General features: G+C 56.6%; 25 protein-coding genes and 1 rRNA gene. 9 read left to right on the forward strand and 17 right to left on the reverse strand.

The genetic code is table 11. The features are described from left to right. Nucleotides 1-6 precede the first annotated feature (6 nt). From acpS to rseD, 12 genes are all read right to left on the reverse strand, one after another. On the reverse strand, nucleotides 7-387 hold the full coding sequence (gene acpS / locus CWM61_RS21125) for a holo-ACP synthase (protein ID WP_008803771.1): 381 nt from the start codon (nucleotides 385-387) through the stop codon (nucleotides 7-9). Beyond that, on the reverse strand, nucleotides 387-1118 hold the full coding sequence (gene pdxJ, locus CWM61_RS21130) for a pyridoxine 5'-phosphate synthase (protein ID WP_074387839.1): 732 nt from the start codon (nucleotides 1116-1118) through the stop codon (nucleotides 387-389). Before pdxJ ends, acpS begins: the two co-directional genes overlap by 1 nt. 11 nt (nucleotides 1119-1129) lie before the next feature. Further along, entirely contained in the window at nucleotides 1130-1867 is a 738-nt protein-coding gene (gene recO, locus CWM61_RS21135; RefSeq protein WP_074387838.1) for a DNA repair protein RecO, read from the reverse strand. An 11-nt stretch (nucleotides 1868-1878) separates the two neighbouring features. Next, nucleotides 1879-2784, reverse strand: coding sequence for a GTPase Era (gene era, locus CWM61_RS21140; RefSeq protein WP_061153644.1), 906 nt, complete (start codon nucleotides 2782-2784; stop codon nucleotides 1879-1881). Next, nucleotides 2781-3461: a ribonuclease III gene (gene rnc / locus CWM61_RS21145; protein ID WP_002914065.1), complete on the reverse strand. Its 681-nt coding sequence runs from the start codon at nucleotides 3459-3461 to the stop codon at nucleotides 2781-2783. Before rnc ends, era begins: the two co-directional genes overlap by 4 nt. A 249-nt stretch (nucleotides 3462-3710) precedes the next feature. Continuing rightward, nucleotides 3711-4685, reverse strand: coding sequence for a signal peptidase I (gene lepB, locus CWM61_RS21155; RefSeq protein WP_100631870.1), 975 nt, complete (start codon nucleotides 4683-4685; stop codon nucleotides 3711-3713). 13 nt (nucleotides 4686-4698) lie between these two features. Beyond that, the gene (gene lepA / locus CWM61_RS21160; RefSeq protein WP_074387835.1) at nucleotides 4699-6498 is read right to left on the reverse strand and encodes a translation elongation factor 4; all 1800 of its coding nucleotides are present in this window, start codon (nucleotides 6496-6498) and stop codon (nucleotides 4699-4701) included. 185 nt (nucleotides 6499-6683) lie between these two features. Continuing rightward, a complete protein-coding gene (gene rseC / locus CWM61_RS21165) occupies nucleotides 6684-7163 on the reverse strand; it encodes a SoxR-reducing system protein RseC (RefSeq protein ID WP_061153642.1) in 480 nt (159 codons plus the stop codon). Next, entirely contained in the window at nucleotides 7160-8116 is a 957-nt protein-coding gene (gene rseB / locus CWM61_RS21170; RefSeq protein ID WP_061153641.1) for a sigma-E factor regulatory protein RseB, read from the reverse strand. Before rseB ends, rseC begins: the two co-directional genes overlap by 4 nt. Then, nucleotides 8116-8766, reverse strand: a complete 651-nt coding sequence (gene rseA / locus CWM61_RS21175; RefSeq protein WP_008803762.1) for an anti-sigma-E factor RseA — start codon at nucleotides 8764-8766, stop codon at nucleotides 8116-8118. Before rseA ends, rseB begins: the two co-directional genes overlap by 1 nt. 32 nt (nucleotides 8767-8798) lie before the next feature. Continuing rightward, nucleotides 8799-9374 (reverse strand): RNA polymerase sigma factor RpoE, encoded by a 576-nt coding sequence (gene rpoE, locus CWM61_RS21180; protein WP_002914074.1) that lies wholly within the window; start codon nucleotides 9372-9374, stop codon nucleotides 8799-8801. Further along, complete coding sequence (gene rseD, locus CWM61_RS30210) at nucleotides 9371-9466, reverse strand: rpoE leader peptide RseD (protein WP_121980491.1); 96 nt, start codon at nucleotides 9464-9466, stop codon at nucleotides 9371-9373. Before rseD ends, rpoE begins: the two co-directional genes overlap by 4 nt. 327 nt (nucleotides 9467-9793) lie before the next feature. On the opposite strand from rseD, the gene nadB reads away from it, so the two are divergent. Next, on the forward strand, nucleotides 9794-11413 hold the full coding sequence (nadB, locus tag CWM61_RS21185; protein ID WP_061153640.1) for an L-aspartate oxidase: 1620 nt from the start codon (nucleotides 9794-9796) through the stop codon (nucleotides 11411-11413). Here the strand turns inward: nadB and trmN are convergent. Continuing rightward, nucleotides 11398-12135: a tRNA(1)(Val) (adenine(37)-N(6))-methyltransferase TrmN gene (gene trmN, locus CWM61_RS21190; RefSeq protein ID WP_074387834.1), complete on the reverse strand. Its 738-nt coding sequence runs from the start codon at nucleotides 12133-12135 to the stop codon at nucleotides 11398-11400. The genes nadB and trmN overlap by 16 nt on opposite strands. Before the next feature lie 131 nt (nucleotides 12136-12266). Between trmN and srmB the strand changes: the two genes are divergently transcribed. Continuing rightward, nucleotides 12267-13598: an ATP-dependent RNA helicase SrmB gene (srmB, locus tag CWM61_RS21195; protein WP_074387833.1), complete on the forward strand. Its 1332-nt coding sequence runs from the start codon at nucleotides 12267-12269 to the stop codon at nucleotides 13596-13598. 44 nt (nucleotides 13599-13642) lie between these two features. On the opposite strand, the gene grcA is transcribed toward srmB, so the two are convergent. Continuing rightward, nucleotides 13643-14026 carry an autonomous glycyl radical cofactor GrcA gene (gene grcA / locus CWM61_RS21200; protein WP_002914084.1) on the reverse strand — a complete coding sequence of 128 codons (384 nt, stop codon included), beginning with the start codon at nucleotides 14024-14026 and terminating at the stop codon, nucleotides 13643-13645. Nucleotides 14027-14337: 311 nt separating this feature from the next. Between grcA and ung the strand changes: the two genes are divergently transcribed. Next, complete coding sequence (gene ung, locus CWM61_RS21205; protein ID WP_061153637.1) at nucleotides 14338-15027, forward strand: uracil-DNA glycosylase; 690 nt, start codon at nucleotides 14338-14340, stop codon at nucleotides 15025-15027. Between the two features lie 55 nt (nucleotides 15028-15082). Here ung and CWM61_RS21210 read toward each other — a convergent pair whose 3' ends face one another. Then, nucleotides 15083-16153: a tRNA/rRNA methyltransferase gene (locus tag CWM61_RS21210; protein WP_100631871.1), complete on the reverse strand. Its 1071-nt coding sequence runs from the start codon at nucleotides 16151-16153 to the stop codon at nucleotides 15083-15085. A gap of 203 nt (nucleotides 16154-16356) precedes the next feature. On the opposite strand from CWM61_RS21210, the gene trxC reads away from it, so the two are divergent. The 5 genes from trxC to CWM61_RS21235 all read left to right on the forward strand — a co-directional run bounded on the left by trxC (nucleotide 16357) and on the right by CWM61_RS21235 (nucleotide 22077). Then, entirely contained in the window at nucleotides 16357-16782 is a 426-nt protein-coding gene (gene trxC / locus CWM61_RS21215; protein ID WP_002914091.1) for a thioredoxin TrxC, read from the forward strand. A gap of 69 nt (nucleotides 16783-16851) precedes the next feature. Next, entirely contained in the window at nucleotides 16852-17550 is a 699-nt protein-coding gene (gene tapT / locus CWM61_RS21220; protein ID WP_023323113.1) for a tRNA-uridine aminocarboxypropyltransferase, read from the forward strand. A gap of 34 nt (nucleotides 17551-17584) precedes the next feature. Continuing rightward, complete coding sequence (locus CWM61_RS21225; RefSeq protein ID WP_074387832.1) at nucleotides 17585-20236, forward strand: bifunctional acetate--CoA ligase family protein/GNAT family N-acetyltransferase; 2652 nt, start codon at nucleotides 17585-17587, stop codon at nucleotides 20234-20236. Between the two features lie 120 nt (nucleotides 20237-20356). Next, a complete protein-coding gene (gene pssA, locus CWM61_RS21230) occupies nucleotides 20357-21712 on the forward strand; it encodes a CDP-diacylglycerol--serine O-phosphatidyltransferase (RefSeq protein WP_061153634.1) in 1356 nt (451 codons plus the stop codon). A 41-nt stretch (nucleotides 21713-21753) separates the two neighbouring features. Next, nucleotides 21754-22077 (forward strand): YfiM family lipoprotein, encoded by a 324-nt coding sequence (locus CWM61_RS21235; protein ID WP_008803753.1) that lies wholly within the window; start codon nucleotides 21754-21756, stop codon nucleotides 22075-22077. 3 nt (nucleotides 22078-22080) lie between these two features. Here the strand turns inward: CWM61_RS21235 and CWM61_RS21240 are convergent, their stop codons facing one another. Beyond that, complete coding sequence (locus CWM61_RS21240; protein ID WP_061153633.1) at nucleotides 22081-23379, reverse strand: MFS transporter; 1299 nt, start codon at nucleotides 23377-23379, stop codon at nucleotides 22081-22083. Nucleotides 23380-23558: 179 nt separating this feature from the next. On the opposite strand from CWM61_RS21240, the gene CWM61_RS29420 reads away from it, so the two are divergent. Next, the gene (locus tag CWM61_RS29420) at nucleotides 23559-23696 is read left to right on the forward strand and encodes a hypothetical protein (RefSeq protein ID WP_162676776.1); all 138 of its coding nucleotides are present in this window, start codon (nucleotides 23559-23561) and stop codon (nucleotides 23694-23696) included. Nucleotides 23697-23798: 102 nt separating this feature from the next. Here the strand turns inward: CWM61_RS29420 and rrf are convergent. Beyond that, nucleotides 23799-23914 (reverse strand): 5S ribosomal RNA (gene rrf / locus CWM61_RS21245). Between the last annotated feature and the right edge of the window lie 139 nt (nucleotides 23915-24053).

A 24053-nucleotide genomic window follows, 5' to 3' on the forward strand; every position in this document is an offset into this window, starting at 1 on the left:
TCCTGGCTAGCTTTCGACAATCACCGTGGCGCAGGCGTAGTGGCGTTCATCGGCGAGGGTGACATGAATAGCCCTTACCCCCATTCGTTCCGCCAAAAGCTTTGCTTCGCCCCATAGTCGCAGCTTCGGCTTGCCCAGCTCGTCGTTGTATACCTCGAACTGATTAAACGCCAGTCCGTTACGGATCCCGGTTCCCAGCGCTTTCGCCGCCGCTTCCTTGACCGCAAAGCGTTTCGCCAGGAAACGCACCGGCTGCTGGTGCTGCTCCCAGATGCTCCATTCATGGTCGCTCAGCACCCGGCGGGCAAGGCGATCGCCGCTGCGGGCGATCACCGCTTCGATGCGGGCGATCTCGACGATGTCGGTACCCAGCCCGAGAATGGCCATTAGCCGCGCGCTTCCAGCATCAGACGCTTCATTTCCGCGACCGCCTCTTTCAGGCCACTCATCACTGCGCGACCGATAATCGCATGGCCGATATTCAGCTCATGCATTTCCGGCAGCGCAGCAATCGCTTTCACGTTATGGTAGGTCAGACCGTGACCAGCATTCACCTTCAGGCCAAGGCTGGCGGCATAGGTGGCCGCTTTGGCAATACGTTCCAGCTCCTTCGCCTGCTCGGCGTCGGTTTTGGCATCGGCATAGCAGCCGGTGTGAATTTCGATATAGGGCGCGCCAACATCCGCCGCCGCTTTGATCTGCTCGTTATCCGCATCGATAAACAGAGAGACCAGGATACCGGCATCCGCCAGACGTTGGCAGGCATCGCGCATCTTGTCGCGCTGCCCGGCCACGTCCAGTCCGCCTTCGGTGGTGACTTCCTGACGTTTCTCCGGCACCAGGCAGCAGAAGTGCGGTTTGGTTTCGCAGGCGATCGTCAGCATCTCTTCGGTGACCGCCATTTCAAGATTCATCCGGGTGTGCAGCGTCTGGCGCAGGATACGCACATCGCGATCGGTAATATGGCGGCGGTCTTCACGCAGATGCACGGTGATGCCGTCGGCGCCGGCCTGCTCGGCAATGAAAGCTGCCTGAACCGGATCCGGATAGGCGGTGCCGCGCGCGTTACGCAAGGTCGCGATATGGTCAATATTGACCCCTAACAGTAATTCAGCCATGACAATCCTCGTTAATCATTATTCGTATTAGCCGCCCGCACCTTTCGCGCGGGCATAAACTGGCGAAACAATTCCCGGCTCTTGAGCGGTTTGCCGCCGAGATAGGGCTTCAGGGCGATACGGGTAAAGCGCTTCGCGGCGCGCAGCGTATCAACATCCGGAAACTCGCGACTCGCCAACGCTTTCAAATGGTGCCCGGTAAACGTGTTGTTATCAATCACCAGGCTGGCAATAAAGCCCTTTTCTTCGCGATAGCGGTAGGTCATGGCGTCGTCCACCGGCTCACCACTGCCCGCGCAGTGAAGAAAATCCACGCCATAGCCCAGGTGCCCGAGCAGCGCCAGCTCAAAACGCCGCAGCGCGGGCTCCGGCGAGCCGCTGGTTCCGGCAAGCGCCTGAATGCAGTGCAGATAGTCAAAAAAGAGTTCGGAGAAGCGAGTTTCGTGCTCCAGCACGCGGGAGATAAGCTCGTTAACGTAGAGGCCGCTGTAAAGGGTGATACCACTGAGCGGCAACGCCAGCGAGACGGCTTCCGCGCTGCGCAGGGTTTTGACCTCGCCGCGGCCGCCGAAGCGAACCAGTAAGGGGGTAAAGGGCTGTAAAGCGCCTTTGAGATTAGAGCGTTTGGAGCGTGCGCCTTTGGCCACCAGGCGCACACGACCCGATTCTTCCGTGAAGACGTCCAGCATCAGGCTGGTTTCGCTCCACGGTCGGCTATGCAGGACAAAGGCGCGCTGCCATCCATCCACGTTGCGTTAACTCAGAGGTCGTCAACGTAACCGAGACTGCGCAGGGCGCGCTCGTCATCGGCCCAGCCGGATTTCACTTTGACCCACAGCTCGAGGTGTACCGGTGCTTCAAACATGTCCTGCATGTCCTTACGCGCTTCGATACCGATGGTTTTAATTTTGGCGCCTTTGTTGCCAATCACCATCTTCTTCTGCCCTTCGCGCTCGACGAGGATCAGGCCGTTGATATCGTAGCCGCCGCGCTCGTTGGTCACGAAACGTTCGATTTCCACGGTCACGGAGTACGGCAGTTCAGCGCCAAGGAAACGCATCAGTTTTTCACGGATGATCTCAGAGGCCATAAAGCGCTGTGAACGGTCAGTAATATAATCTTCCGGGAAGTGATGGATCGCTTCCGGCAGATGCTTACGCACGATCGCCGCGATAGTATCAACATTGGTGCCGGTTTCCGCAGAGATCGGCACGATGTCGAGGAAGTTCATCTGGCTGGCGAGGAACTGCAGATGCGGCAATAGCTCCGCTTTGTCCTGCACGTTATCCACCTTGTTGATCGCGAGGATCACAGGTGCTTTCGCGTCACGCAGCTTGTTCAGCACCATCTCGTCGTCTTGCGTCCAGCGAGTACCTTCCACCACGAAAATGACCAGTTCAACATCGCCAATTGAGCTGCTGGCCGCTTTGTTCATTAAGCGGTTAATTGCACGCTTCTCTTCCATATGCAGGCCAGGGGTATCGACGTAAATCGCCTGATACGGCCCTTCGGTATGGATGCCGACGATGCGGTGACGGGTGGTCTGCGCTTTTCGGGAAGTGATCGAAATCTTCTGCCCCAGCAGCTTGTTCAACAGGGTGGATTTGCCAACGTTTGGACGACCAACGATGGCGACAAATCCGCAATAACTTTTTTCTTCGCTCATTCCAGCTCCAGTTTTTTCAGCGCCTGTTCGGCGGCAGCCTGCTCCGCCTTGCGACGGCTGGAACCTGTGCCAACCACCGGTTCACTCAGGCCACTGACCTGGCAGTGGATAGTAAATTCCTGATCGTGCGCTTCGCCGCGTACCTGGACCACCAGGTAGGACGGCAGCGGCAGATGACGTCCCTGCAGATACTCCTGCAGACGCGTCTTCGGATCCTTTTGCTTATCGCCCGGACTGATTTCGTCCAGACGGGTCTGGTACCAGGAGAGGATTAAGCGTTCAACGTTCTGAATATCGCTGTCGAGGAAAACCCCGCCAATTAACGCTTCAACGGTGTCCGCGAGAATGGATTCGCGACGGAAACCGCCGCTTTTCAGTTCGCCCGGCCCGAGGCGCAGACACTCGCCCAGTTCAAACTCGCGGGCGATTTCCGCCAGCGTGTTGCCACGCACCAGCGTCGCGCGCATACGGCTCATATCGCCTTCGTCCACACGAGGAAAACGATGATAGAGCGCATTCGCGATCACAAAACTTAAAATGGAGTCACCTAAAAACTCCAGGCGCTCATTATGTTTGCTGCTGGCACTGCGGTGAGTTAATGCCTGTTGCAACAGCTCCTGATGATGAAAAGTGTAGCCCAGCTTTCGTTGAAGCCGATTAATTACGATGGGGTTCATGCGTTACCAATAAATGAATGCGTCAAAGATGCAGCACACGAAACCGACCTGAGCATACGCTTCATACAGCAAGTTGAAACAGTCCAATACGCTTTCGTGTGCAGTGTCACTCGGTTGAGCGACAACCAAAAACTTCGGGGGGATATTCTATACGCAACGACACGGGATGTCGTTAGTTTGAAGGGATTTAAATATTAAATAATTCACGCCGCTGTGATAACCGCAGCGGCGTGAATTCAACAGAGGAAATTAATGAATTCCACCAATGCGCGATAACCGCACGCCGGTCGGCCATTCACCTTCCTGCTTTTCAAAACTCATCCAGATAGCGGTCGCTTTTCCGACCAGGTTGGCTTCCGGCACAAAGCCCCAGTAGCGGCTGTCGGCGCTGTTATCCCGGTTGTCACCCATCATAAAATACTGACCGGGCGGTACAATCCAGGTGGCCAGCGGCAGGCCGGACTGGTGGTAGTACATCCCAACCTGATCCTGGGCAATCGGCACCATCAGAATACGGTGCGTGACGTCGCCCAGCGTCTCCTGACGCTCGGTCAGACGAATGCCGTCAGCTTTGGTTTCGCCCTTCGGCAACTGCCAGAAACCGCTGGACGCTTCGCCGCCGTTGCTGCGGGAGAAGGTCTGAACGAAATCGCTCGGCTCAACATTGGAATAAGTCACCGGCAGCGCGTTGCCGCAGGCCTGTCCGGAGCTGCAGCCCGGCTGGATAGTGACCTGCTTGGCAACCGGATCGTAGGTGACCTTATCACCCGGTAACCCTACCGCGCGCTTGATGTAGTCAAGACGCGGATCTTCCGGATATTTAAACACCACGATGTCGCCGCGCTTCGGATGACCCGTTTCGATCAGCGTTTTCTGATAGATCGGATCTTTAATGCCGTAAGCGAATTTCTCCACCAGGATGAAATCGCCAATCAGCAGGGTCGGCATCATCGAACCCGACGGGATCTGGAAAGGTTCATAGATAAACGAACGTACAATCAGCACAATCGCCAGCACCGGGAAGACCGAGGCGCCAGTTTCCAGCCAGCCCGGTTTCGGGCCAACTTTCTTCAGCGTTTTCTTGTCCAGCTGCTCGCCGGTCGCTGCCTGAGCAGCGGCCTGACGCTCACGACGTTTTGGTGCGAATATGAACTTATCCAGACACCACAACAGCCCTGTCAAAAGGGTCGCAATGACCAAAATCAGGGCAAACATGTTCGCCATGCCAACTCCTTAATTATTTGCCGTCTTTACCAACGTGCAGAATGGCGAGGAACGCTTCCTGCGGCAGTTCAACGTTACCGACCTGCTTCATACGCTTCTTACCTTCTTTCTGCTTCTGCAGCAGCTTTTTCTTACGGCTGACGTCGCCGCCGTAGCATTTCGCCAGGACGTTTTTACGCAGCTGTTTCACAGTAGAGCGCGCGATGATGTGGTTGCCGATAGCCGCCTGAATGGCGATATCGAACTGCTGACGCGGGATCAGCTCTTTCATCTTCTCGACCAGTTCGCGACCACGATAAGGGGCGTTGTCGTTGTGGGTGATCAGCGCCAGCGCATCGACACGCTCGCCGTTGATCAGCACGTCAACGCGCACCATGTTCGAGGCCTGGAAGCGTTTGAAGTTATAATCCAGCGACGCATAGCCACGGGAGGTAGACTTCAGACGGTCGAAGAAGTCGAGAACCACTTCCGCCATCGGGATTTCATAGGTCAGCGCCACCTGTTTACCGTGGTAAACCATGTTGGTCTGCACGCCACGCTTCTCGATACACAGGGTGATCACGTTGCCGAGGAACTCCTGCGGCAGCAGCATGTGACACTCGGCGATCGGCTCACGCAGCTCCTGAATATTATTCAGCGGCGGCAGCTTGGACGGGCTATCGACGTAGATAACTTCTTTGGAGGTCGTTTCCACTTCATAGACTACCGTCGGCGCCGTGGTAATCAGGTCCAGATCGTACTCACGCTCCAGACGCTCCTGAATGATTTCCATGTGCAGCAGACCAAGGAAGCCGCAGCGGAAGCCAAAGCCCAGCGCCGTTGAGCTTTCTGGCTCATAGAACAAGGAAGCATCGTTCAGACTCAGTTTACCCAGCGCATCGCGGAAGTTTTCATAGTCATCAGAGCTCACCGGGAACAGACCGGCATAGACCTGCGGCTTCACTTTTTTGAAGCCCGGCAGCGCTTTATCCGCTGGATTACGCGCCGCGGTCAGGGTATCGCCCACCGGCGCGCCGAGGATGTCTTTGATCGCGCAGACAAGCCAGCCTACCTCGCCGCATTTCAGCTCGGTACGGTCGACCTGTTTCGGGGTGAAGATGCCCAGACGGTCGGCGTTATAGACCTGGCCGGTGCTCATCACCTTAATTTTATCGCCCTTGCGCATGGTGCCGTTTTTAATACGCACCAGCGACACGACGCCTAAGTAGTTATCGAACCAGGAGTCGATGATCAGCGCCTGCAGCGGCGCGTCCGGATCGCCTTCCGGCGGCGGAATGTCGCGCACCAGACGTTCCAGCACATCCGGCACGCCAACACCGGTTTTCGCTGAACAGCGAACCGCGTCGTGGGCGTCGATACCGACGATGTCTTCAATCTCGTCCGCTACGCGCTCAGGGTCGGCCGCAGGCAGGTCGATCTTGTTGAGCACCGGAACGACTTCGAGGTCCATCTCCATGGCGGTGTAGCAGTTGGCCAGGGTCTGGGCTTCTACGCCCTGCCCGGCATCCACCACCAGCAGCGCGCCTTCGCACGCGGCGAGGGAACGAGAAACTTCATATGAGAAGTCCACATGGCCTGGGGTGTCGATAAAGTTCAGCTGATAGGTCTCACCGTCGTTGGCCTTGTAGTCCAGAGTGACGCTCTGCGCCTTGATGGTGATCCCGCGCTCGCGCTCAAGATCCATGGAGTCCAGAACCTGGGCTTCCATTTCACGATCAGAAAGGCCACCGCAAATCTGGATGATACGGTCAGACAGCGTCGACTTACCGTGGTCGATGTGAGCGATGATCGAAAAGTTACGTATATTCTTCATATTTAGAGTTAATTATGCCTTACGAGTATCATGAGGCCGCTGTACTGTGCCTGACGTTTTTTAATCCGAAAACGCCGCATTCTACACTACATCCGCGAAACCAGGAAATGCTGTTAGATCCAGCATAACGGCAGAAATTGTGGCGTTGTAACAGGAAGAGTAAATAAAGGTGAAGGACAGTGAAATCACTGCCCCATTTCAGAGGAAGGCGTATCAACACGCAGTAGATCAGGCGGCAAACCGACGCTTAAAATCACCGGCTGCCATGACTGGCGAGCAGCCAGCTGCGGCGACAGACCGCGCGCCACCAGGAAGCCGCCGACGCCGCCCAACAACGCACCGCAAAGTGACGCGATATCGCTGGCAAACAGCACCTGGAAAATGGACGCCATCATAAACAGCCCCACCAGCGGCGCCATATAGACGAGCAGCGCTGAGCCCAGCAAGCTGCTTTCGGCGATCCCCAACTCCACTTTTTGCCCCGCTGCCAACGGCTGCTCGCAGGGCACGCTAATGGTATGGCTGGTCTGCGGTCCCAGCTTGTTTAACACCCTGCTACCACAGCCGGCACGGGAAGCGCAGCTGCTGCAGGAGGCTTTAACGTCGCAGTGCACCTGCGCCACGCCGTTATGCCAGGAAACCACGGTGGCCCACTCTTTAATCATTGTACTGCCTTGAATTTAATACTGTCAGCGATACGCTTCGCCGTCTGCGGCGGCAGTTCGCCCACCACGGTGATCTCCGCGTTATCGCGTACCGTCGTGCTGACGGTACGTCGGCCGGTGCGCAACAGCTGGTCGCTGCTGGCCGCCGTGGCGCGGTTGATATTGATCGAGAAGCTGAACAAGCCATCGGAATAGAGACGCGATTCGACGGGACCGTCAAAAGTGGGCAGACGGCGCTGACTGCTGGAAACTTCAGTCATCCCCTGGGGAAGCCACGTCGGAGCCCAGTTGAAGTTGGCTTTGTCTCCCCCTTCAGGGACGGACAGCTGCGGGGGTAGATTCGCTTTTGCCAGCGTCTCCATGCTGGCGCTGACGTTATCGCCAACGTTGAAGGAGACAACCCGGAACTGCTCGAGCGTTTCGCCGTCGCGGTCGAGCAAATCGACACGCAGCGGCAGTTTGGTCTCGGCATCCAGCCAGGCGATAAAGCTATAGCGCGTACCGTCGCGAGCTACGACGCGGATCACGTCACAGAGGCGGTCAGCGATACGGGTACGACCAACGGAAATAAAATCATACGCCGCGGAGAGGCGTTTGAAATCGCTGTAAACTAACGACGGCAGCGAATCGACGATATAGTCGCCGTTCAGGGTAAACGGATCGAGACCGGGTTCAAAATAGCTGATTTCCGTGCCGCGCAGGACCACTTCCCGGCGCGGACCGTCCAGCTGCAGCAGCTGCGCCAGCGGTTGATTGTTCAGTCGCGCATGACGATAGCGCAGCGACTCAACGCCTTGTTTATTGATGCTGACGAAAGACAGCTCATAATTGAGGGACTGGCTGGCCAGGTTCATCTGCTGCAACAACGCCCCGGACGATGTATCAGCCGAGGCGTTGACAGAGAACAACAGGCTGCCTGCCATGAGCGACATGGCACACCAAAGTTGCTTCATTACTGCGATTGCGTTCCTAAAGTTTGATAACCCGGCACCTGGACTGCTGCCTGCTGAGTCTGGGCCTGGCCAAACTGCAGCTGCTCAGCGTGCAGGCGGCGCTGCAGTTCATAGTCCTGCAACATGGCGTTAATCCGGCGGCGCTGTTCCTGGACCTGCGCCTGCTGGCCGCTACCTGCTGATGCGTCAGCCGGTACGCCAAGGCTTACCGGGCTCGCTTTACCCATCATCGGCAGGGTATTGAACACTGGCGCCTCTGGCTGCTGAGTCGCATCAGACTGCCCATTATAGTGCTGGACGCCGACGATAACCGCAAGCGATACGCAGGCGGCAACGCCCATTTGGGTGAGTGAGCTGGCCCATGGACGCACTTTGTTCCAGAACGGCATCTGCCGCCACTGGTGCGGTGCGGGCTGAGATTCAGGAATAAGCGGCGCCGTCTGACGAACGGGCTCATTTTCAATGGCGGCCATCACCCGGGCGGAGATATCGAATTGCAGCACCTCTGCGGTATCGCCACGCAGCGTATCGCGAATGAGGTGATAACTCTCCCAGGTTTTTTGCATCTCAGAGGAACGGCTCAACTCGTTGAGCAGTTCTTTATCCAGCGTTTCACCATCCATTAAAGCCGAAAGTTGTTCTTTCTGCATGCCTGATACCCTTTTCCAGTATTCCGCTATCGTCAACGCCTGATAAGCGGTTGAACTTTATTATCAATAGCTTCTCGCGCCCGGAAGATACGCGAACGCACCGTCCCAACCGGACAATCCATGATAGCGGCTATCTCTTCATAGCTCAGGCCATCCAGCTCCCGTAACGTAATTGCCATGCGTAAATCTTCCGGGAGCGATTCAATGGTACGAAAAACTATTTGTCTCAGTTCTTCTGACAACATTAAGTTCTCAGGGTTCGAAATTTCTTTCAACGCCCCGCCGCTTTCGAAGTTTTCCGCCTCGTTGGCGTCAACATCGCTGGACGGCGGACGGCGTCCCTGAGCAACCAGATAATTCTTCGCCGTGTTGACGGCGATACGGTATAACCAGGTGTAAAAAGCGCTATCTCCCCGGAAAGAGTCCAGCGCACGCCATGCCTTAACGAACGATTCCTGAACAACGTCAGCGATATCGCCCGGCGGTACATAGCGGGAAACCAGACTCGCGACCTTATGCTGATAGCGCACCACCAGCAAATTAAACGCTTTCTGATCTCCTTTCTGGACCCGTTCAACAAGGACCTGATCCGTTAACTGCTCGCTCATCCGAGGTAATGTCTCCCCAAACCCAATTCCCATGCGTCTTCAAAACACCACCCAAAATCTGCATTATGAGCAAGCTGACTGTTGGAGTGCATGAAAACAATAAAGTTCCGTTACGCTTTTGTTTTTTGTCTGGCAACGGCGGCAGATCGTTATCAATCATTATATGCCCAGGTTGCTAAACAACAGGTTAGTCAATAAGAAAAAGCGCAGGCCCGACTGAAGGGTATCGTAACACAGTGTTTATTTCACTATAAAATCCAATGCTAACAACCTGCTCCACTTCTCTTTTTTACCGCGCAACGCCCCTTTTCCCGGCCCCTTCTGTTTAGCCGTCACAACACCAGGCAAAAAAAATGTACGATTCCTCACGCGCTGGTGCTATTGTGAGCTAAATGTGTTTAGTAAATTAAACAAAGACGATGAATACCACTCCTGACTTCTCTTGTGATGTGTTGATTATCGGCAGCGGCGCTGCCGGTCTCTCTCTCGCGCTGCGCCTGGCGGAGCACAGTTCGGTGACGGTGCTGAGTAAAGGACCGATCAGCGAAGGTTCTACGTTCTATGCGCAGGGCGGAATTGCCGCCGTCTTTGATGAGACGGACAGTATTGAATCCCATGTTGAAGATACGCTGATCGCCGGCGCGGGACTCTGCGATCGCCATGCGGTCACCTTCGTCGCCAGCAACGCCAGACCATGCGTACAATGGCTTATCGATCAGGGCGTGCTGTTTGACACCCAGGTTCAGGCCAATGGCGAAGAGAGCTACCATCTTACTCGCGAAGGAGGTCACAGCCATCGACGCATTCTTCACGCCGCCGATGCTACCGGCAAAGCGGTAGAGACGACGCTGGTCGATAAAGCCCTTGCCCATCCAAATATCCGCATCATTGAGCGCAGCAATGCCGTCGATTTGATCGTATCGGATAAGATTGGCCTGTCGGGCACGCGCCGGGTGGTCGGGGCCTGGATCTGGAACCGCAATAAAGAGCGGGTGGAAACCTGCAGCGCGAAGGCGGTAGTGCTTGCGACCGGCGGGGCTGCCAAGGTTTATCAATATACCACTAACCCCGACGTCTCTTCCGGAGACGGCATTGCGATGGCCTGGCGGGCGGGCTGCCGGGTAGCGAATCTCGAATTCAACCAGTTCCACCCCACCGCGCTGTATCATCCACAGGCGCGCAATTTCCTGCTTACTGAAGCGCTGCGCGGCGAAGGCGCCCACCTTAAACGCCCGGACGGCACCCGCTTTATGCCGGACTTTGACGAGCGCGGCGAGCTGGCCCCGCGCGATATCGTCGCCCGCGCCATCGACCATGAAATGAAGCGCCTGGGCGTTGACTGTATGTTCCTTGATATCAGCCATAAACCCGAGGCGTTTGTTCGCCAGCACTTCCCAATGATTTACGAAAAGCTGCTCGGTCTGGGAATTGATTTAACCAAAGATCCGGTGCCGGTCGTCCCCGCCGCGCATTACACCTGCGGCGGCGTGATGGTGGATGATAATGGCCGTACTGACGTCGATGGCTTATACGCCATCGGCGAAGTCAGCTATACCGGGCTGCACGGCGCCAACCGCATGGCCTCGAACTCGCTGCTGGAGTGTCTGGTCTACGGCTGGTCCGCCGCGGAGGATATCGCCCGGCGCCTGCCGCTGGCCCAGAAGGTCACCACCCTGCCGGCGTGGGATGAAAGTCAGGTGGAGATCCCGGATGAACTGGTGGTTATCCAGCATAACTGGCACGAGCTGCGCCTGCTGATGTGGGATTATGTCGGCATTGTGCGCACGACGCGCAGACTGGAGCGCGCCCTGCGGCGCATTACCATGCTCCAGCAGGAGCTGGATGAGTATTACGCCCGCTTCCGCGTCTCGAATAATCTGCTGGAGCTGCGCAATCTGGTGCAGGTGGCGGAGCTTATCGTACGCTGCGCGATGTTACGTAAGGAGAGCCGCGGGCTGCACTATACCCTCGACTATCCGCAGCCGCTGCCGAACAGCGGCCCGTCGATACTGTCGCCCCTGGCTCACATAAAGAGATAAAAATCCCCGGTCAGAGCAGTAAACCCTTCAGAGTACTGCTGCTCTGGCCCGCGGATCGCCAGTCTGTCGCAGAAACACTCTCCTGCCGTCGGGGAGAACGCCAGCAGCACCCGGTGCGGCGGCCGCAGTTCGGTCTCCGCCACGTCAGTGCGCAGTCGCAAATGCCACCCCATCGCCGTTGCCCGCTCGATAAACGCATTACCGATATCCACCGGCAGCACCACGCAAAAAAAACCTTCTTCGGTGATATGCTCTGCGGCACAGGTCAGCAGGGAGGCGTGATCGAGCGTCGTGGTATACCGCGCCTGCTCCCGCTGCGAGGTAGCGCATGGCACCCCTTCGGCAAAAAAAGGCGGGTTACTGATTATCAGTTCATAGCGCCGGGTCTGCGACGGCTGCCACTGATGAATATCGGCCTGGCAGACTTCTATGCGCGAAGACCATGGCGACGCGATGGCATTTTCCCGCGCCTGAGCGGCTGCCTCCTCGTCCAGTTCGACCGCATCGACATGCACTTCATGGCCGGTACGCTGGGCGAGCATTAGCGCCAGCAGGCCGCTGCCCGCGCCAATATCCAGCACATGCTTCACCCCGGCAATCGGCGCCCAGGCACCAAGCAAAATGCCATCAGTGCCCACCTTCATCGCGCAACGATCGTGGGCGACAAAGAACTGTTTGAAGGTAAAACCATTGCGCGGCAGCGCAAACTTCGACTGAGACATCCTCAATAACCTTGCCGACAAAAACTCCTGAACGTAAGGCTATGCACAATACCGGAGAACAGATAGCCTTACAAACAGATGAACATTACGTCAGTAACGTCTATAATCGGCGGCCCACTCAGAGGTAGAACATGACTGTAACGACTTTTTCCGAACTTGAACTCGACGAAAACCTGCTGGAGGCCCTCCAGGATAAAGGTTTCACTCGCCCGACAGCCATTCAGGCCGCCGCTATTCCGCCTGCGCTCGATGGCCGTGACATTCTCGGTTCAGCGCCGACCGGCACCGGTAAAACGGCGGCGTATCTGCTGCCAGCGTTGCAGCACCTGCTCGATTTCCCGCGTAAGAAATCCGGGCCGCCGCGCATTCTTATCCTGACGCCGACCCGCGAGCTGGCGATGCAGGTGGCTGACCACGCCCGCGAGCTGGCGAAGCATACCCATCTGGACATCGCCACCATTACCGGCGGCGTAGCGTACATGAACCACGCGGAAGTGTTCAGCGAAAACCAGGATATCGTGGTCGCTACCACCGGTCGCCTGCTGCAATATATTAAAGAAGAGAACTTTGACTGCCGCGCCGTCGAGACCCTGATCCTCGATGAAGCTGACCGCATGCTGGACATGGGCTTTGCCCAGGATATCGAAACCATCGCCGGTGAAACCCGCTGGCGCAAGCAGACCATGCTGTTCTCCGCGACGCTGGAAGGCGATGCGATCAAAGATTTTGCCGAGCGTCTGCTGGAAGAGCCGGTTGAAGTCTCCGCCACCCCGTCGACCCGCGAACGTAAAAAAATACATCAGTGGTACTATCGCGCCGACGATATCGAGCATAAAACCGCGCTGCTGATTAATTTGCTGAAGCAGCCGGAAGCAACCCGCTCCATCGTCTTTGTTCGTAAGCGCGAGCGCGTTCACGAACTGGCCGCTAAGCTACACGAAGCAGGGATCACCACCTGCTGGCTGGAAGGCGAGATGGTGCAGATTAAGCGCAACGAAGCGATTAAACGCCTGACCGATGGTCGCGTGAACGTGCTGATCGCCACCGACGTCGCCGCGCGCGGTATTGATATCCCGGATGTCAGCCACGTGTTTAACTTCGACATGCCGCGCACCGCTGATATCTATTTGCACCGTATCGGTCGTACCGGCCGCGCCGGTAAAAAAGGCATCGCTATTTCGCTGGTTGAAGCGCATGACCACCTGCTGCTGGGCAAAATCGGCCGCTATGTTGAAGAACCGCTGAAGGCCCGCGTGATTGATGAACTGCGACCAAAAACCCGCGCGCCGAGCGAGAAGTTAACCGGTAAACCGTCGAAGAAAGTGTTGGCGAAGCGCGCCGAGAAAAAAGAGAAAGAAAAAGAGAAACCGCGGGTGAAGAAACGCCACCGCGATACGAAAAATATCGGTAAGCGCCGTAAACCAAGCGCTACCGGGACGCCATCAACGTCCAACGAAGAGTAAAAAAACGCCGGGATATCCCGGCGTTTTCACATCTGGCTTCAGTCTTACAGGCTTTCGGTAAAGGTACGGGCGATGACGTCGCGCTGCTGTTCCGGGGTCAGAGAGTTGAAGCGTACCGCGTAGCCGGAAACACGGATAGTCAGCTGCGGGTATTTTTCCGGATGCTCAACCGCGTCCAGCAGGGTTTCGCGACGCAGCACGTTAACGTTCAGGTGCTGGCCGCCTTCCACGCGAACTTCTGGTTTCACGTCCACCGGGATTTCACGGTATTCGATTTCACCCAGTTTGCTCACTGCAACCACGTCATCTTCCGCAAAACCACCTTTGGCACACAGGCAGCGCGCTTCGCCTTTTTCGCTATCCAGCAGCCAGAAAGAGTTCAGCAGGTCGTCGTTTGCCGCTTTAGTAATTTGGATACCAGTAATCATTTGATGCCTCCCAGGCAGTGTTTATTCGATTTTGGCCTCTTCGCGGCCAATTGGTAAAACCATTGTTGTATGAGTGTATATATATCAGCCGCACCCGCGGCATTCCTTGATATAAATCAATAAAAACCACTCGTGCAAAGTGGGTATAGGGGGATTTTATTGTTTTACATCAAGTTACGCCATGGGGTGTCATAAATAATTTTGTAAATTTTCAATTTTTTTTGCATAAAAGCCATCATCAAGCCGTGCCGATTTTGTTCTGTAGAAAGAAGCCGTTAAGCTATAGCGATGACCCTTTGCAGGAGAGCAAGATGAGCACCCCTTTAACCTGGCATGACGTGCTGGCGGATGAAAAGCAACAACCCTATTTTCTCAATACTCTGAAGACCGTCGCCGAAGAGCGCCAGTCCGGGATCACCATCTACCCACCGCAAAAAGACGTCTTCAATGCGTTTCGCTTTACCGAACTGGGCGACGTCAAAGTCGTCATTCTCGGCCAGGATCCCTATCACGGCCCGGGTCAGGCGCACGGTCTGGCGTTCTCGGTTCGCCCGGGCGTCGCGATCCCGCCATCGCTCTTGAACATGTACAAAGAGCTGGAGGCCACGATCCCCGGCTTTACCCGCCCCACTCACGGTTACCTCGAAAGCTGGGCGCGCCAGGGCGTGCTTCTGCTTAATACGGTTCTGACCGTCCGCGCCGGACAGGCGCACTCGCACGCCAGCCTCGGCTGGGAGACCTTTACCGATAAGGTTATCGCGTTAATCAATGAGCATTGCGAGGGGGTGGTATTCCTGCTGTGGGGTTCTCACGCGCAGAAGAAAGGCGCGATTATCGATCGTCAGCGCCACTGCGTGCTAAAGGCGCCGCACCCGTCGCCGCTCTCTGCGCATCGCGGTTTCTTTGGCAGTAACCATTTCGTACAGACCAACCAGTGGCTGGCTGACCGCGGCGAAGCGCCGATTGACTGGATGCCGGTCCTTCCCGCAGAAAGCGAGTGATCGAGCCATAAAAAAAGCCAGCATCAGCTGGCTTTTTCGCATTCAGGCAGGCGAATTACGCCTTGTTCTGACGCCACCATTCTGCCAGCAGGACGCCGGTCGCCACAGAGACGTTCAGGCTTTCGACATTGCCGGTACCGTCGATGGCGACGCTGAGATCAGAGCTGGAAATCGCCGCATCGGACAGACCATCACGCTCCTGGCCTAACACCAGCACCATTTTCTTCGGCAGCTCGGCTTTAAACAGCGGCGTACCATTATGGCTGGACGTTGAGACAATCGCGTAGCCCGCTTTGCGGAACTGATCCAGGGTATCGATAAAGCTGTCGCCGGTGATCGGCTCAACATGCTCCGCACCGCCCTCTGCCGTACGGATCGCCGCCCCGGACTCCAGCACGCCAGCATCCTGAACTACCACGCCCTTCACGCCGAAGTGCGCGCAGCTGCGCATGATCGCCCCTAGGTTGTGCGGGTTACCCACATCTTCCAGCGCCAGAACGCAATCTTCTTCTGCCGCCTTTGCTACCCACTGGGCGACAGAGGTGCCGTGGCGTTTTTTGATCAGGAAGCAGACGCCGCCGTGATGCTCGGTGCCGGAGGCTTTCGCCAGCTCAGCTTCGTCCACCACGTGATAGGCCTTACGGTTGGCCGCCATCCAGCGCAGCGCTTCTTTAAAGCGGGGCGTGACGCTCTGGATAAACCAGGCGCGAACAATGGCATCCGGACGGCTCAGGAACAGGGCCTGACAGGCATTTTCGCCATACACGCGGGTTTCTTCCGCACGCTGACGACGCAGCACTTCCGGATCGATAAAGCTCTTCCCGCTGATCCCGCCGTGATCTTCTTTTACCGGCGTCTCATCGCCAGGGGCGCGGGAAACGGTGCGCCATGGGGACGCATCGTCGCGATGAAAATCATCACGTTTGCGGTCGTCACGTTTGCGATCGTCGCCGCGGCTGTTTCGTTCGTCACGCGCAGGGCGGCTGCGGCCGTCAACACGAGATTTTCCTGGACGACCTCCCCCTTTCCCGGTACGTGGGTTATGGGTGCGTTTGTCAGAATCATCATCACTGCGGACATACATCACTTTGACCTTGCCGCTTTTATTTTTCAGTTCGTCGCTCATCAATTTTCTCCACCTGCGCTGCGCGAAGCGCGCAGATTACCCGATGTGTCATCGCTTCGCCATGATTTCGTTTAAAAGCCGGCCTCTATTGCACTCATCGAACAAAACGCATTGTCCTTAAATAACACTTAATCGATAATATGTAACATCACAGAAACATATCGGCCACGTGCCACGTTGCAACCCATAACCAGAGGTTAGTTATGAATACCGTTTGTGCCAGTTGTCAGGCTCTGAACCGCCTCCCGGACGATCGTAGCGCGGATGGCGCAAAGTGCGGACGCTGCGGTCACGATCTTTTTGACGGCGACGTCATCAACGCGACCGGGGCAACGCTGGATAAACTCTTAAAGGACGATCTACCGGTCGTTGTCGATTTCTGGGCGCCATGGTGCGGCCCCTGCCGTAGCTTCGCGCCGATCTTTGAAGATGTCGCGGAAGAGCGTAGCGGGAAGATGCGTTTTGTGAAAGTCAACACCGAAGCGGAACGTGAGCTTAGCGCCCGGTTTCGTATCCGCAGCATCCCGACCATTATGATGTTCAAAAATGGCGAAGTGATCGACATGCTCAATGGCGCGGTGCCAAAAGCGCCATTTGACAGCTGGCTGAACGAAGCCGGCCAACAATAATCCTTCCGGGGCACTGCTTGTGCCCCGTTTTCACCTCTGCGACAATAGCGTTTTTCACTAGCGACTCCCATGATTGAAAACGCAGTCCTTCGCCTGCGCGCTGAACGCCTCGCGCGAGCTACCCGGCCTTTCCTTGCTCGCGGCAACCGCATCCGCCGCTGTCAGCGCTGCCTGCTGCCGCTCAAGCAGTGCCTGTGCGCAACATTAGTGCCAGCGCAGGCCACCAGCCGCTTCTGCCTGGTGATGTTTGATACGGAACCGATGAAGCCCAGCAACACTGGCCGGCTCATCGCCGATATTCTGCCTGATACCGAGGCTTATCAATGGTCGAGAACCGAGCCGCCGCAGGCGCTGCTCGATCTGGTCGCTCATCCTGATTATCAACCGATGGTGGTTTTCCCTGCCTCCTATGCCGGGCCGGAGCGCCAGGTCCTGAGCGCGCCGCCGTCCGGCAAGCCGCCGCTGTTTATTATGCTCGACGGCACCTGGACCGAAGCGCGCAAAATGTTCCGCAAGAGCCCTTATCTTGACGCGCTGCCGATAATCTCCGTCGATTTGTCACGCATCTCTGCCTACCATCTGCGCGAGGCGCACGCCGACGGACAATACTGTACTGCGGAAGTGGCCATCGCCCTGCTGGATCTGGCGGGAGATGCCCCGGCCGCCGCTGCGCTTGGCGAGCACTTCACCCGCTTTCGGACCCGCTATCTGGCGGGAAAAACCCAGCATAAGGGCAGCATCACAGCGGACCAGGTGGAAAACGTTTAAAATCATTCGGTCACTGGGATGAAAGGAGACCGGTATGAGCCAACGAGGCCTGGAAGCACTGCTGCGACCAAAGTCCATCGCCGTTATTGGCGCATCAATGAAGCCGCAGCGCGCTGGCTATCTCATGATGCGCAACCTGTTAGCCGGCGGTTTCAATGGCCCGGTACTGCCGGTGACCCCTGCCTGGAAGGCGGTGCTCGGGGTGCTGGCATGGCCCACGATTGAGAGCCTGCCGTTTACGCCGGATCTGGCGGTGCTCTGTACTAACGCCCGGCGTAATATCGAATTGCTCGAAGCCTTAGGGCAGAAAGGGTGTAAAACCTGCATCATTCTCTCTTCGCCGCCGGAACAGTATCCGGCGCTGCTCGAATGCGCCACCCGCTATCAGATGCGCCTGCTCGGCCCAAACAGTCTGGGGCTGCTGGCGCCGTGGCAAGGCCTGAACGCCAGCTTCTCGCCGGTCGCGATCCACCGCGGTAAACTGGCCTTTATCTCGCAGTCGGCCGCCGTCTCTAATACTATCCTTGACTGGGCGCAGCAGCGCGAGATGGGCTTTTCCTACTTCATCGCGCTGGGCGATAGCCTGGACATTGATGTCGATGACCTGCTGGACTTTCTGGCCCGCGACAGCAAGACCAGCGCCATTTTGCTTTACCTCGAGCATCTTAGCGACGCGCGTCGGTTTGTCTCCGCCGCGCGCAGCGCTTCGCGAAACAAGCCTATCCTGGTGATTAAAAGCGGCCGTAGTCCCGCGGCGCAAAAGCTGTTGCACGTCAACTCCGGGATGGATCCGGCATGGGATGCAGCCATTCAGCGTGCTGGCCTGCTGCGGGTGCAGGACACCCATGAGCTGTTCTCCGCCGTGGAAACGCTCAGCCATATGCGCCCGCTGCGTGGTGAAAAGCTGATGATCGTCAGCAATGGCGCGGCGCCGGCGGCACTGGCGCTAGATGAACTCTGGCTGCGTAATGGCAAACTGGCGGTCCTCAGCGAGGAGACCCGCGACGCCCTGCGCCAGGCGTTGCCGGTTGGCGTCGAGATCGCCAACCCGTTAGATCTGCGCGATGATGCCAGCAGCGAACATTATCAGCAGGCCCTGAATATTTTGCTCAACAGTCAGGACTATGACGCGCTGCTGGTGATCCACTCGCCCAGCGCGGCCGCGCCGGGCACGGAGAGTGCGCTGGCCCTGATTGACGCCCTGAAGCATCATCCGCGCGGTAAATATGTCACTGTGCTGACCAACTGGTGCGGCGAATTTTCCTCGCAGGAAGCGCGACGTTTATTCAGCGATGCCGGCCTCCCTACCTACCGTACGCCAGAGGGGACGATCACCGCCTTTATGCATATGGTTGAGTACCGTCGCAACCAGAAACAACTGCGCGAGACGCCGGTGCTACCAGACTCGTTAACCGCCAATACCAGCGAGGCGCATGCTCTGCTGCAGCAAGCGATAGATGATGGCGCCACCACGCTGGATACCCACGAAGTCAGCCCGGTGCTACGAGCCTATGGCATCCATACTCTGCCGACATGGATTGCAGCCGACAGCGCAGAAGCAGTGCATATCGCTGAGCAGATAGGCTATCCGGTCGCCCTGAAGCTGCGTTCTCCGGATATCCCGCACAAATCGGAAGTACAGGGGGTCATGCTCTATCTGCGTACCGCCGCCGAAGTGCAGCAAGCGGCAGATGCGATGATCGATCGCGTCAGACTGGCCTGGCCCCAGGCGCGCATCCATGGTCTGCTGGTGCAGAGTATGGCTAATCGCGCCGGCGCCCAGGAGCTGAGAGTGGTGGTTGAGCACGATCCCGTCTTCGGCCCGTTGATTATGCTGGGCGAAGGCGGCGTGGAGTGGCGGGCCGAGGATCAGGCCGCGGTGGCGCTGCCGCCGTTGAATATGAACCTGGCGCGTTATCTGGTGATCCAGGCGATCAAAAATAAAAAGATCCGCGGTCGCAGCGCATTGCGCCCGCTGGATATCGCGGGCCTAAGCCAGCTGCTGGTTCAGGTATCGAATCTGATCGTCGACTGCCCGGAGATCCAGCGCCTGGACATTCATCCCCTGCTCGCCTCCGGTAACGAGTTTACGGCGCTGGACGTCACACTGGGCCTGGCCCCCTTTGACGGCGACAGTGAAAGCCGCCTTGCGATTCGTCCCTATCCGCACCAGCAGGAGGAGTGGGTGGTGATGAAAAATGGCGATCGCTGCCTGTTTCGGCCGATCCTCCCGGAAGATGAGCCGCAGCTACTCGCGTTTATCGCTCAGGTCACCAAAGAAGATCTCTATTATCGCTATTTTAGTGAGATCAACGAATTTACCCACGACGATTTAGCCAACATGACGCAGATCGACTACGATCGTGAAATGGCGTTTGTTGCCGTCAGGACCACCGCAGAGAAGAGCGAAATTCTCGGCGTAACGCGGGCGATATCCGATCCCGACAATATTGACGCCGAGTTTGCCGTTCTGGTCCGTTCAGATTTAAAAGGGTTAGGCCTGGGGCGAAGGCTGCTGGAAAAGCTGATCGCCTATACGCAAAGCCATGGCCTGCAACGCCTGAATGGCATTACGATGCCGAATAACAGAGGCATGATCGGCCTGGCCAGAAAGCTGGGATTCACCGTTGATATTCAGCTGGAAGATGGGATTGTCAGTCTATCGCTGCCCCTGAATCAGGGATAATCGCGCCACGCTGACCGCAATTGTTGACCACATTAGCGGGTAGTAATGGTATTATTGCCCGCTTACGTCGTCTGCATGGTACAGAAGACCCTTCAATAAACAGAGAAGAAACGCACTGTGATGTTGTCAAAATTTAAGCGTAATAAACATCAACAACACCTTGCCCAACTCCCTAAGCTTTCTCAGTCAGTTGATGATGTAGAGTTCTTTTACGCCCCTGCGGATTTCAGGGAAGCATTACTGACCCGGATTGCCCACGCCACTCAGCGTATATGCATTATTGCGCTCTATCTGGAGCAAGATGATGGCGGAAAAGGAATTTTGCAGGCTCTCTACGACGCCAAACGCCAGCGTCCGGAACTGGATGTCCGCGTTCTGGTAGACTGGCACCGCGCTCAACGTGGTCGTATCGGCGCCGCCGCCTCCAATACCAATGCCGACTGGTATTGCCGGATGGCCGATGAAAACCCAGGTGTGGATATCCCCGTTTACGGCGTGCCGATTAATACCCGGGAGGCGCTCGGCGTTCTCCATTTCAAAGGCTTTATTATCGATGACAGCGTCCTCTACAGCGGCGCCAGCCTGAACGATGTTTATCTGCATCAGCATGACAAGTACCGTTATGACCGCTATCAGTGCATCCGTAACGGCAAAATGGCGGATGTCATGTTCGACTGGGTCGACAATAATCTGGTTCAGGGGCGCGGCGTTAATCGTCTCGACAGACCGGATCGGCCAAAAAGCCCGGAAATCAAAAACGACATTCGCCAGTACCGTCAGGAGCTCCGCGACCGCAGCTACCATTTTGTCGGCACCGCTGGTGACGAAGAACTCTCCGTCACCCCGCTGGTAGGTCTGGGTAAATCCAGCCTGCTGAATAAAACCATCTTTCACCTGATGCCCTGTGCCGAGCACAAGCTGACGATTTGTACCCCCTACTTCAACCTCCCTGCCGTACTGGTGAGAAATATCATCCAGTTGCTGCGGGACGGTAAGCAGGTGGAGATTATTGTCGGCGATAAAACCGCTAACGATTTCTACATTCCGGAAGATCAGCCGTTTAAAATTATCGGTGCGCTTCCCTATCTGTATGAGATCAACCTGCGGCGTTTCCTCAGCCGGCTGCAATATTATGTCAATACCGATCAGCTGATCGTCCGCCTGTGGAAGGATGACGATAACAGCTACCACCTGAAAGGCATGTGGGTTGACGATGAGTGGATGCTACTCACCGGCAACAACCTCAACCCGCGCGCCTGGCGGCTCGATCTGGAAAACGCCATTCTGATCCACGATCCAAAGCAGCAGTTGGGGGCCATGCGGGAGAAAGAGCTCAAGCTCATCCGCACCCACACCACGGTGGTGAAACATTATCGCGACCTGCAAAGTATCGCCGACTATCCGGTTAAAGTGCGAAAACTGATCCGCCGCCTGCGACGGATCCGCATTGACCGGTTGATCAGCCGTATTCTCTGACTATCAGCCCCGCGTCGACGGGGCTTTTTTCTGGAAGCGCTATGCGTTCGATAATAGTGATGACATCGCTGCTGTTAACGGGCTGCAGCCACATGGCAAATGATGCGTGGTCCGGTCAGGACAAAGCCCAGCATTTTCTGGCCTCGGCGATGCTGTCTGCCGCCGGCAATGAGTATGCGCAACATCAGGGTTACAGCCGGGACCGCAGCGCCGCCATCGGCCTGATGTTTTCCATCAGCCTCGGCGCGTCAAAAGAGCTTTGGGACAGCCGCCCGGCTGGGAGCGGCTGGAGCTGGAAGGATTTCGCCTGGGATGTCGCTGGCGCGACCACCGGCTATGCTGTGTGGCAACTGGCGCACCAGTAAGCATTACAGGCGCAGGCCTTTCCCCTTGCGATGCAGCATGAGAGAGACCAGGAAGGCGATGGCCGCCATCACCGTCACATACCAGTAGAACGCGTGCTCTATCCCCGCCGACTTAAGCGACAGCGCGACATACTCCGCAGAGCCGCCGAACAACGCGTTCGCGACGGCATAGGAAAGCCCTACCCCAAGCGCGCGAACCTGAGCCGGGAACATCTCAGCCTTGAGGATACCGCTGATCGAGGTATAGAAACTGACAATCAGCAAGGCACAGATCACCAGCCCGAAGGCAGCATACGGTGAACTCACATTCTGCAGGGCGCTGAGGATAGGCACGGTAAATAACGTCGCCAGCACGCCAAAGCACAGCATGGAGGTGCGGCGGCCAACCTTATCCGAAAAGGCACCGAACAGCGGCTGAACCAGCATATAAACGAACAGCGCCGCGGTCATAATCACGCTGGCGGTACCGGCCGTCATACCCGCCGTATTGACCAGATACTTTTGCATATAGGTGGTAAAGGTGTAGAAGGTCAGCGATCCGGCGGCGGTAAAGCCCAACACCATCGCGAAGGCCCGGCGATTGCGCCACAACCCTTTAAATGAGCCAGCCTCTTTCAACGCCCGGGTCTCCTGCTTTGAGGTTTCGTCCAGCTGGCGACGCAGCCACAGCGCGACGATAGCCAGTACCGCCCCGAGAGCAAAAGGAATACGCCATCCCCAGGCATGGAGATCTTCATCGCTGAGCACCTGCTGGAGCGCCACAACCACTAATACCGCCAGCAGTTGACCGCCAATCAGCGTAACGTACTGGAAGGAGGCATAGAAGCCTTTCTTACCTTCCACCGCGACTTCACTCATATAGGTCGCACTGGTGCCGTATTCTCCGCCAACAGACAGCCCCTGGAACAGACGTGCCAGCAGCAGCAGCGCCGGAGCCCAGGTGCCGATGACCGCATAACCTGGCAGACAGGCAATCACCAGTGAGCCAAAGCACATCATGCAGACCGAGATAAGCATGGAGGCTTTACGTCCGCGGCGGTCGGCGATTCGACCAAACAGCCATCCGCCGATGGGACGCATCAGGAATCCGGCGGCAAATACGCCTGCCGTCTGCAGCAGTTGGGTGGTGGTATTTCCGGATGGAAAGAAGATGTGGGCGAAATAGAGCGAGCAGAATGAGTAAACGTAAAAATCAAACCATTCAACCAGATTTCCCGAGGAAGCGCCAACTATTGCCCAAATACGACGACGGGTATCGGCCTGATCCGGCGCACCCCGTTCGGTAATGCTACTTTCTGTCATTGTTATATTGCTCCAGCAAAGACTGCAATCTGTCTTGTCGGGCGTACCACGTCACGTAGACAAATTAGTTAGTGAACTAAATGTTATATAATTGTTATATTTTTATATGTGATTGCATTCACATTTTTTTTCGTAAGAGCAGTTTTCGCGATCAACGCCAGCGCAGGAGCAAGGAAAAAGTGGATTATGGTGAAGGGATTGCCATGGCGGGGTTTTATTTTGCTTTGAATGAAGATAATGGTGCGGGTATGGCAGGATTTTCCCCGGAGGCGGTGCTGCGCACCTTGTCCGGGCTACCAGTCAGCCCCGGTTTGTAGCCCCGGTCAGCGCAGCGCCACCGGGGACACATGCCGGCATGCTGCCGGTCCACTGAAACGCAAAAAGCCCATCCGTCAGGATGGGCTCTTCACTTGTTTGATGCCTGGCAGTTCCCTACTCTCACATGGGGAGACCCCACACTACCATCGGCGCTACGGCGTTTCACTTCTGAGTTCGGCATGGGGTCAGGTGGGACCACCGCGCTAGTGCCGCCAGGCAAATTCTGTTTTATCAACACGTCACCCGGACGCATCGATTAATCTGTATCAGAGCTGAAAATTCTCTCAAATCGCCAAAACATCTTCGGCGTTGTAAGGTTAAGCCTCACGGTTCATTAGTACCGGTTAGCTCAACGC

Origin of the sequence: Klebsiella sp. K-Nf6, from assembly GCF_002806655.1 — a bacterium.
Taxonomy (GTDB): Bacteria; Pseudomonadota; Gammaproteobacteria; order Enterobacterales; family Enterobacteriaceae; genus Klebsiella; species Klebsiella variicola.

Excerpts from the sequence above, each read along its gene's own strand:
- CWM61_RS21235 (WP_008803753.1), top strand. The coding sequence starts at position 21,754 with ATGCGTTCGATAATAGTGATGACATCGCTGCTGTTAACGGGCTGCAGC.
- tapT (WP_023323113.1), top strand. The coding sequence starts at position 16,852 with ATGATTGAAAACGCAGTCCTTCGCCTGCGCGCTGAACGCCTCGCGCGA.
- rseA (WP_008803762.1), bottom strand. The coding sequence starts at position 8,766 with ATGCAGAAAGAACAACTTTCGGCTTTAATGGATGGTGAAACGCTGGAT.
- rpoE (WP_002914074.1), bottom strand. The coding sequence starts at position 9,374 with ATGAGCGAGCAGTTAACGGATCAGGTCCTTGTTGAACGGGTCCAGAAA.
- CWM61_RS21240 (WP_061153633.1), bottom strand. The coding sequence starts at position 23,379 with ATGACAGAAAGTAGCATTACCGAACGGGGTGCGCCGGATCAGGCCGAT.
- rseD (WP_121980491.1), bottom strand. The coding sequence starts at position 9,466 with ATGCACTCCAACAGTCAGCTTGCTCATAATGCAGATTTTGGGTGGTGT.
- lepB (WP_100631870.1), bottom strand. The coding sequence starts at position 4,685 with ATGGCGAACATGTTTGCCCTGATTTTGGTCATTGCGACCCTTTTGACA.
- pdxJ (WP_074387839.1), bottom strand. The coding sequence starts at position 1,118 with ATGGCTGAATTACTGTTAGGGGTCAATATTGACCATATCGCGACCTTG.
- grcA (WP_002914084.1), bottom strand. The coding sequence starts at position 14,026 with ATGATTACTGGTATCCAAATTACTAAAGCGGCAAACGACGACCTGCTG.
- srmB (WP_074387833.1), top strand. The coding sequence starts at position 12,267 with ATGACTGTAACGACTTTTTCCGAACTTGAACTCGACGAAAACCTGCTG.
- acpS (WP_008803771.1), bottom strand. The coding sequence starts at position 387 with ATGGCCATTCTCGGGCTGGGTACCGACATCGTCGAGATCGCCCGCATC.
- rseB (WP_061153641.1), bottom strand. The coding sequence starts at position 8,116 with ATGAAGCAACTTTGGTGTGCCATGTCGCTCATGGCAGGCAGCCTGTTG.
- CWM61_RS21210 (WP_100631871.1), bottom strand. The coding sequence starts at position 16,153 with ATGAGCGACGAACTGAAAAATAAAAGCGGCAAGGTCAAAGTGATGTAT.
- rseC (WP_061153642.1), bottom strand. The coding sequence starts at position 7,163 with ATGATTAAAGAGTGGGCCACCGTGGTTTCCTGGCATAACGGCGTGGCG.
- CWM61_RS21225 (WP_074387832.1), top strand. The coding sequence starts at position 17,585 with ATGAGCCAACGAGGCCTGGAAGCACTGCTGCGACCAAAGTCCATCGCC.
- rnc (WP_002914065.1), bottom strand. The coding sequence starts at position 3,461 with ATGAACCCCATCGTAATTAATCGGCTTCAACGAAAGCTGGGCTACACT.
- pssA (WP_061153634.1), top strand. The coding sequence starts at position 20,357 with ATGTTGTCAAAATTTAAGCGTAATAAACATCAACAACACCTTGCCCAA.
- lepA (WP_074387835.1), bottom strand. The coding sequence starts at position 6,498 with ATGAAGAATATACGTAACTTTTCGATCATCGCTCACATCGACCACGGT.
- ung (WP_061153637.1), top strand. The coding sequence starts at position 14,338 with ATGAGCACCCCTTTAACCTGGCATGACGTGCTGGCGGATGAAAAGCAA.
- nadB (WP_061153640.1), top strand. The coding sequence starts at position 9,794 with ATGAATACCACTCCTGACTTCTCTTGTGATGTGTTGATTATCGGCAGC.
- trxC (WP_002914091.1), top strand. The coding sequence starts at position 16,357 with ATGAATACCGTTTGTGCCAGTTGTCAGGCTCTGAACCGCCTCCCGGAC.
- trmN (WP_074387834.1), bottom strand. The coding sequence starts at position 12,135 with ATGTCTCAGTCGAAGTTTGCGCTGCCGCGCAATGGTTTTACCTTCAAA.
- era (WP_061153644.1), bottom strand. The coding sequence starts at position 2,784 with ATGAGCGAAGAAAAAAGTTATTGCGGATTTGTCGCCATCGTTGGTCGT.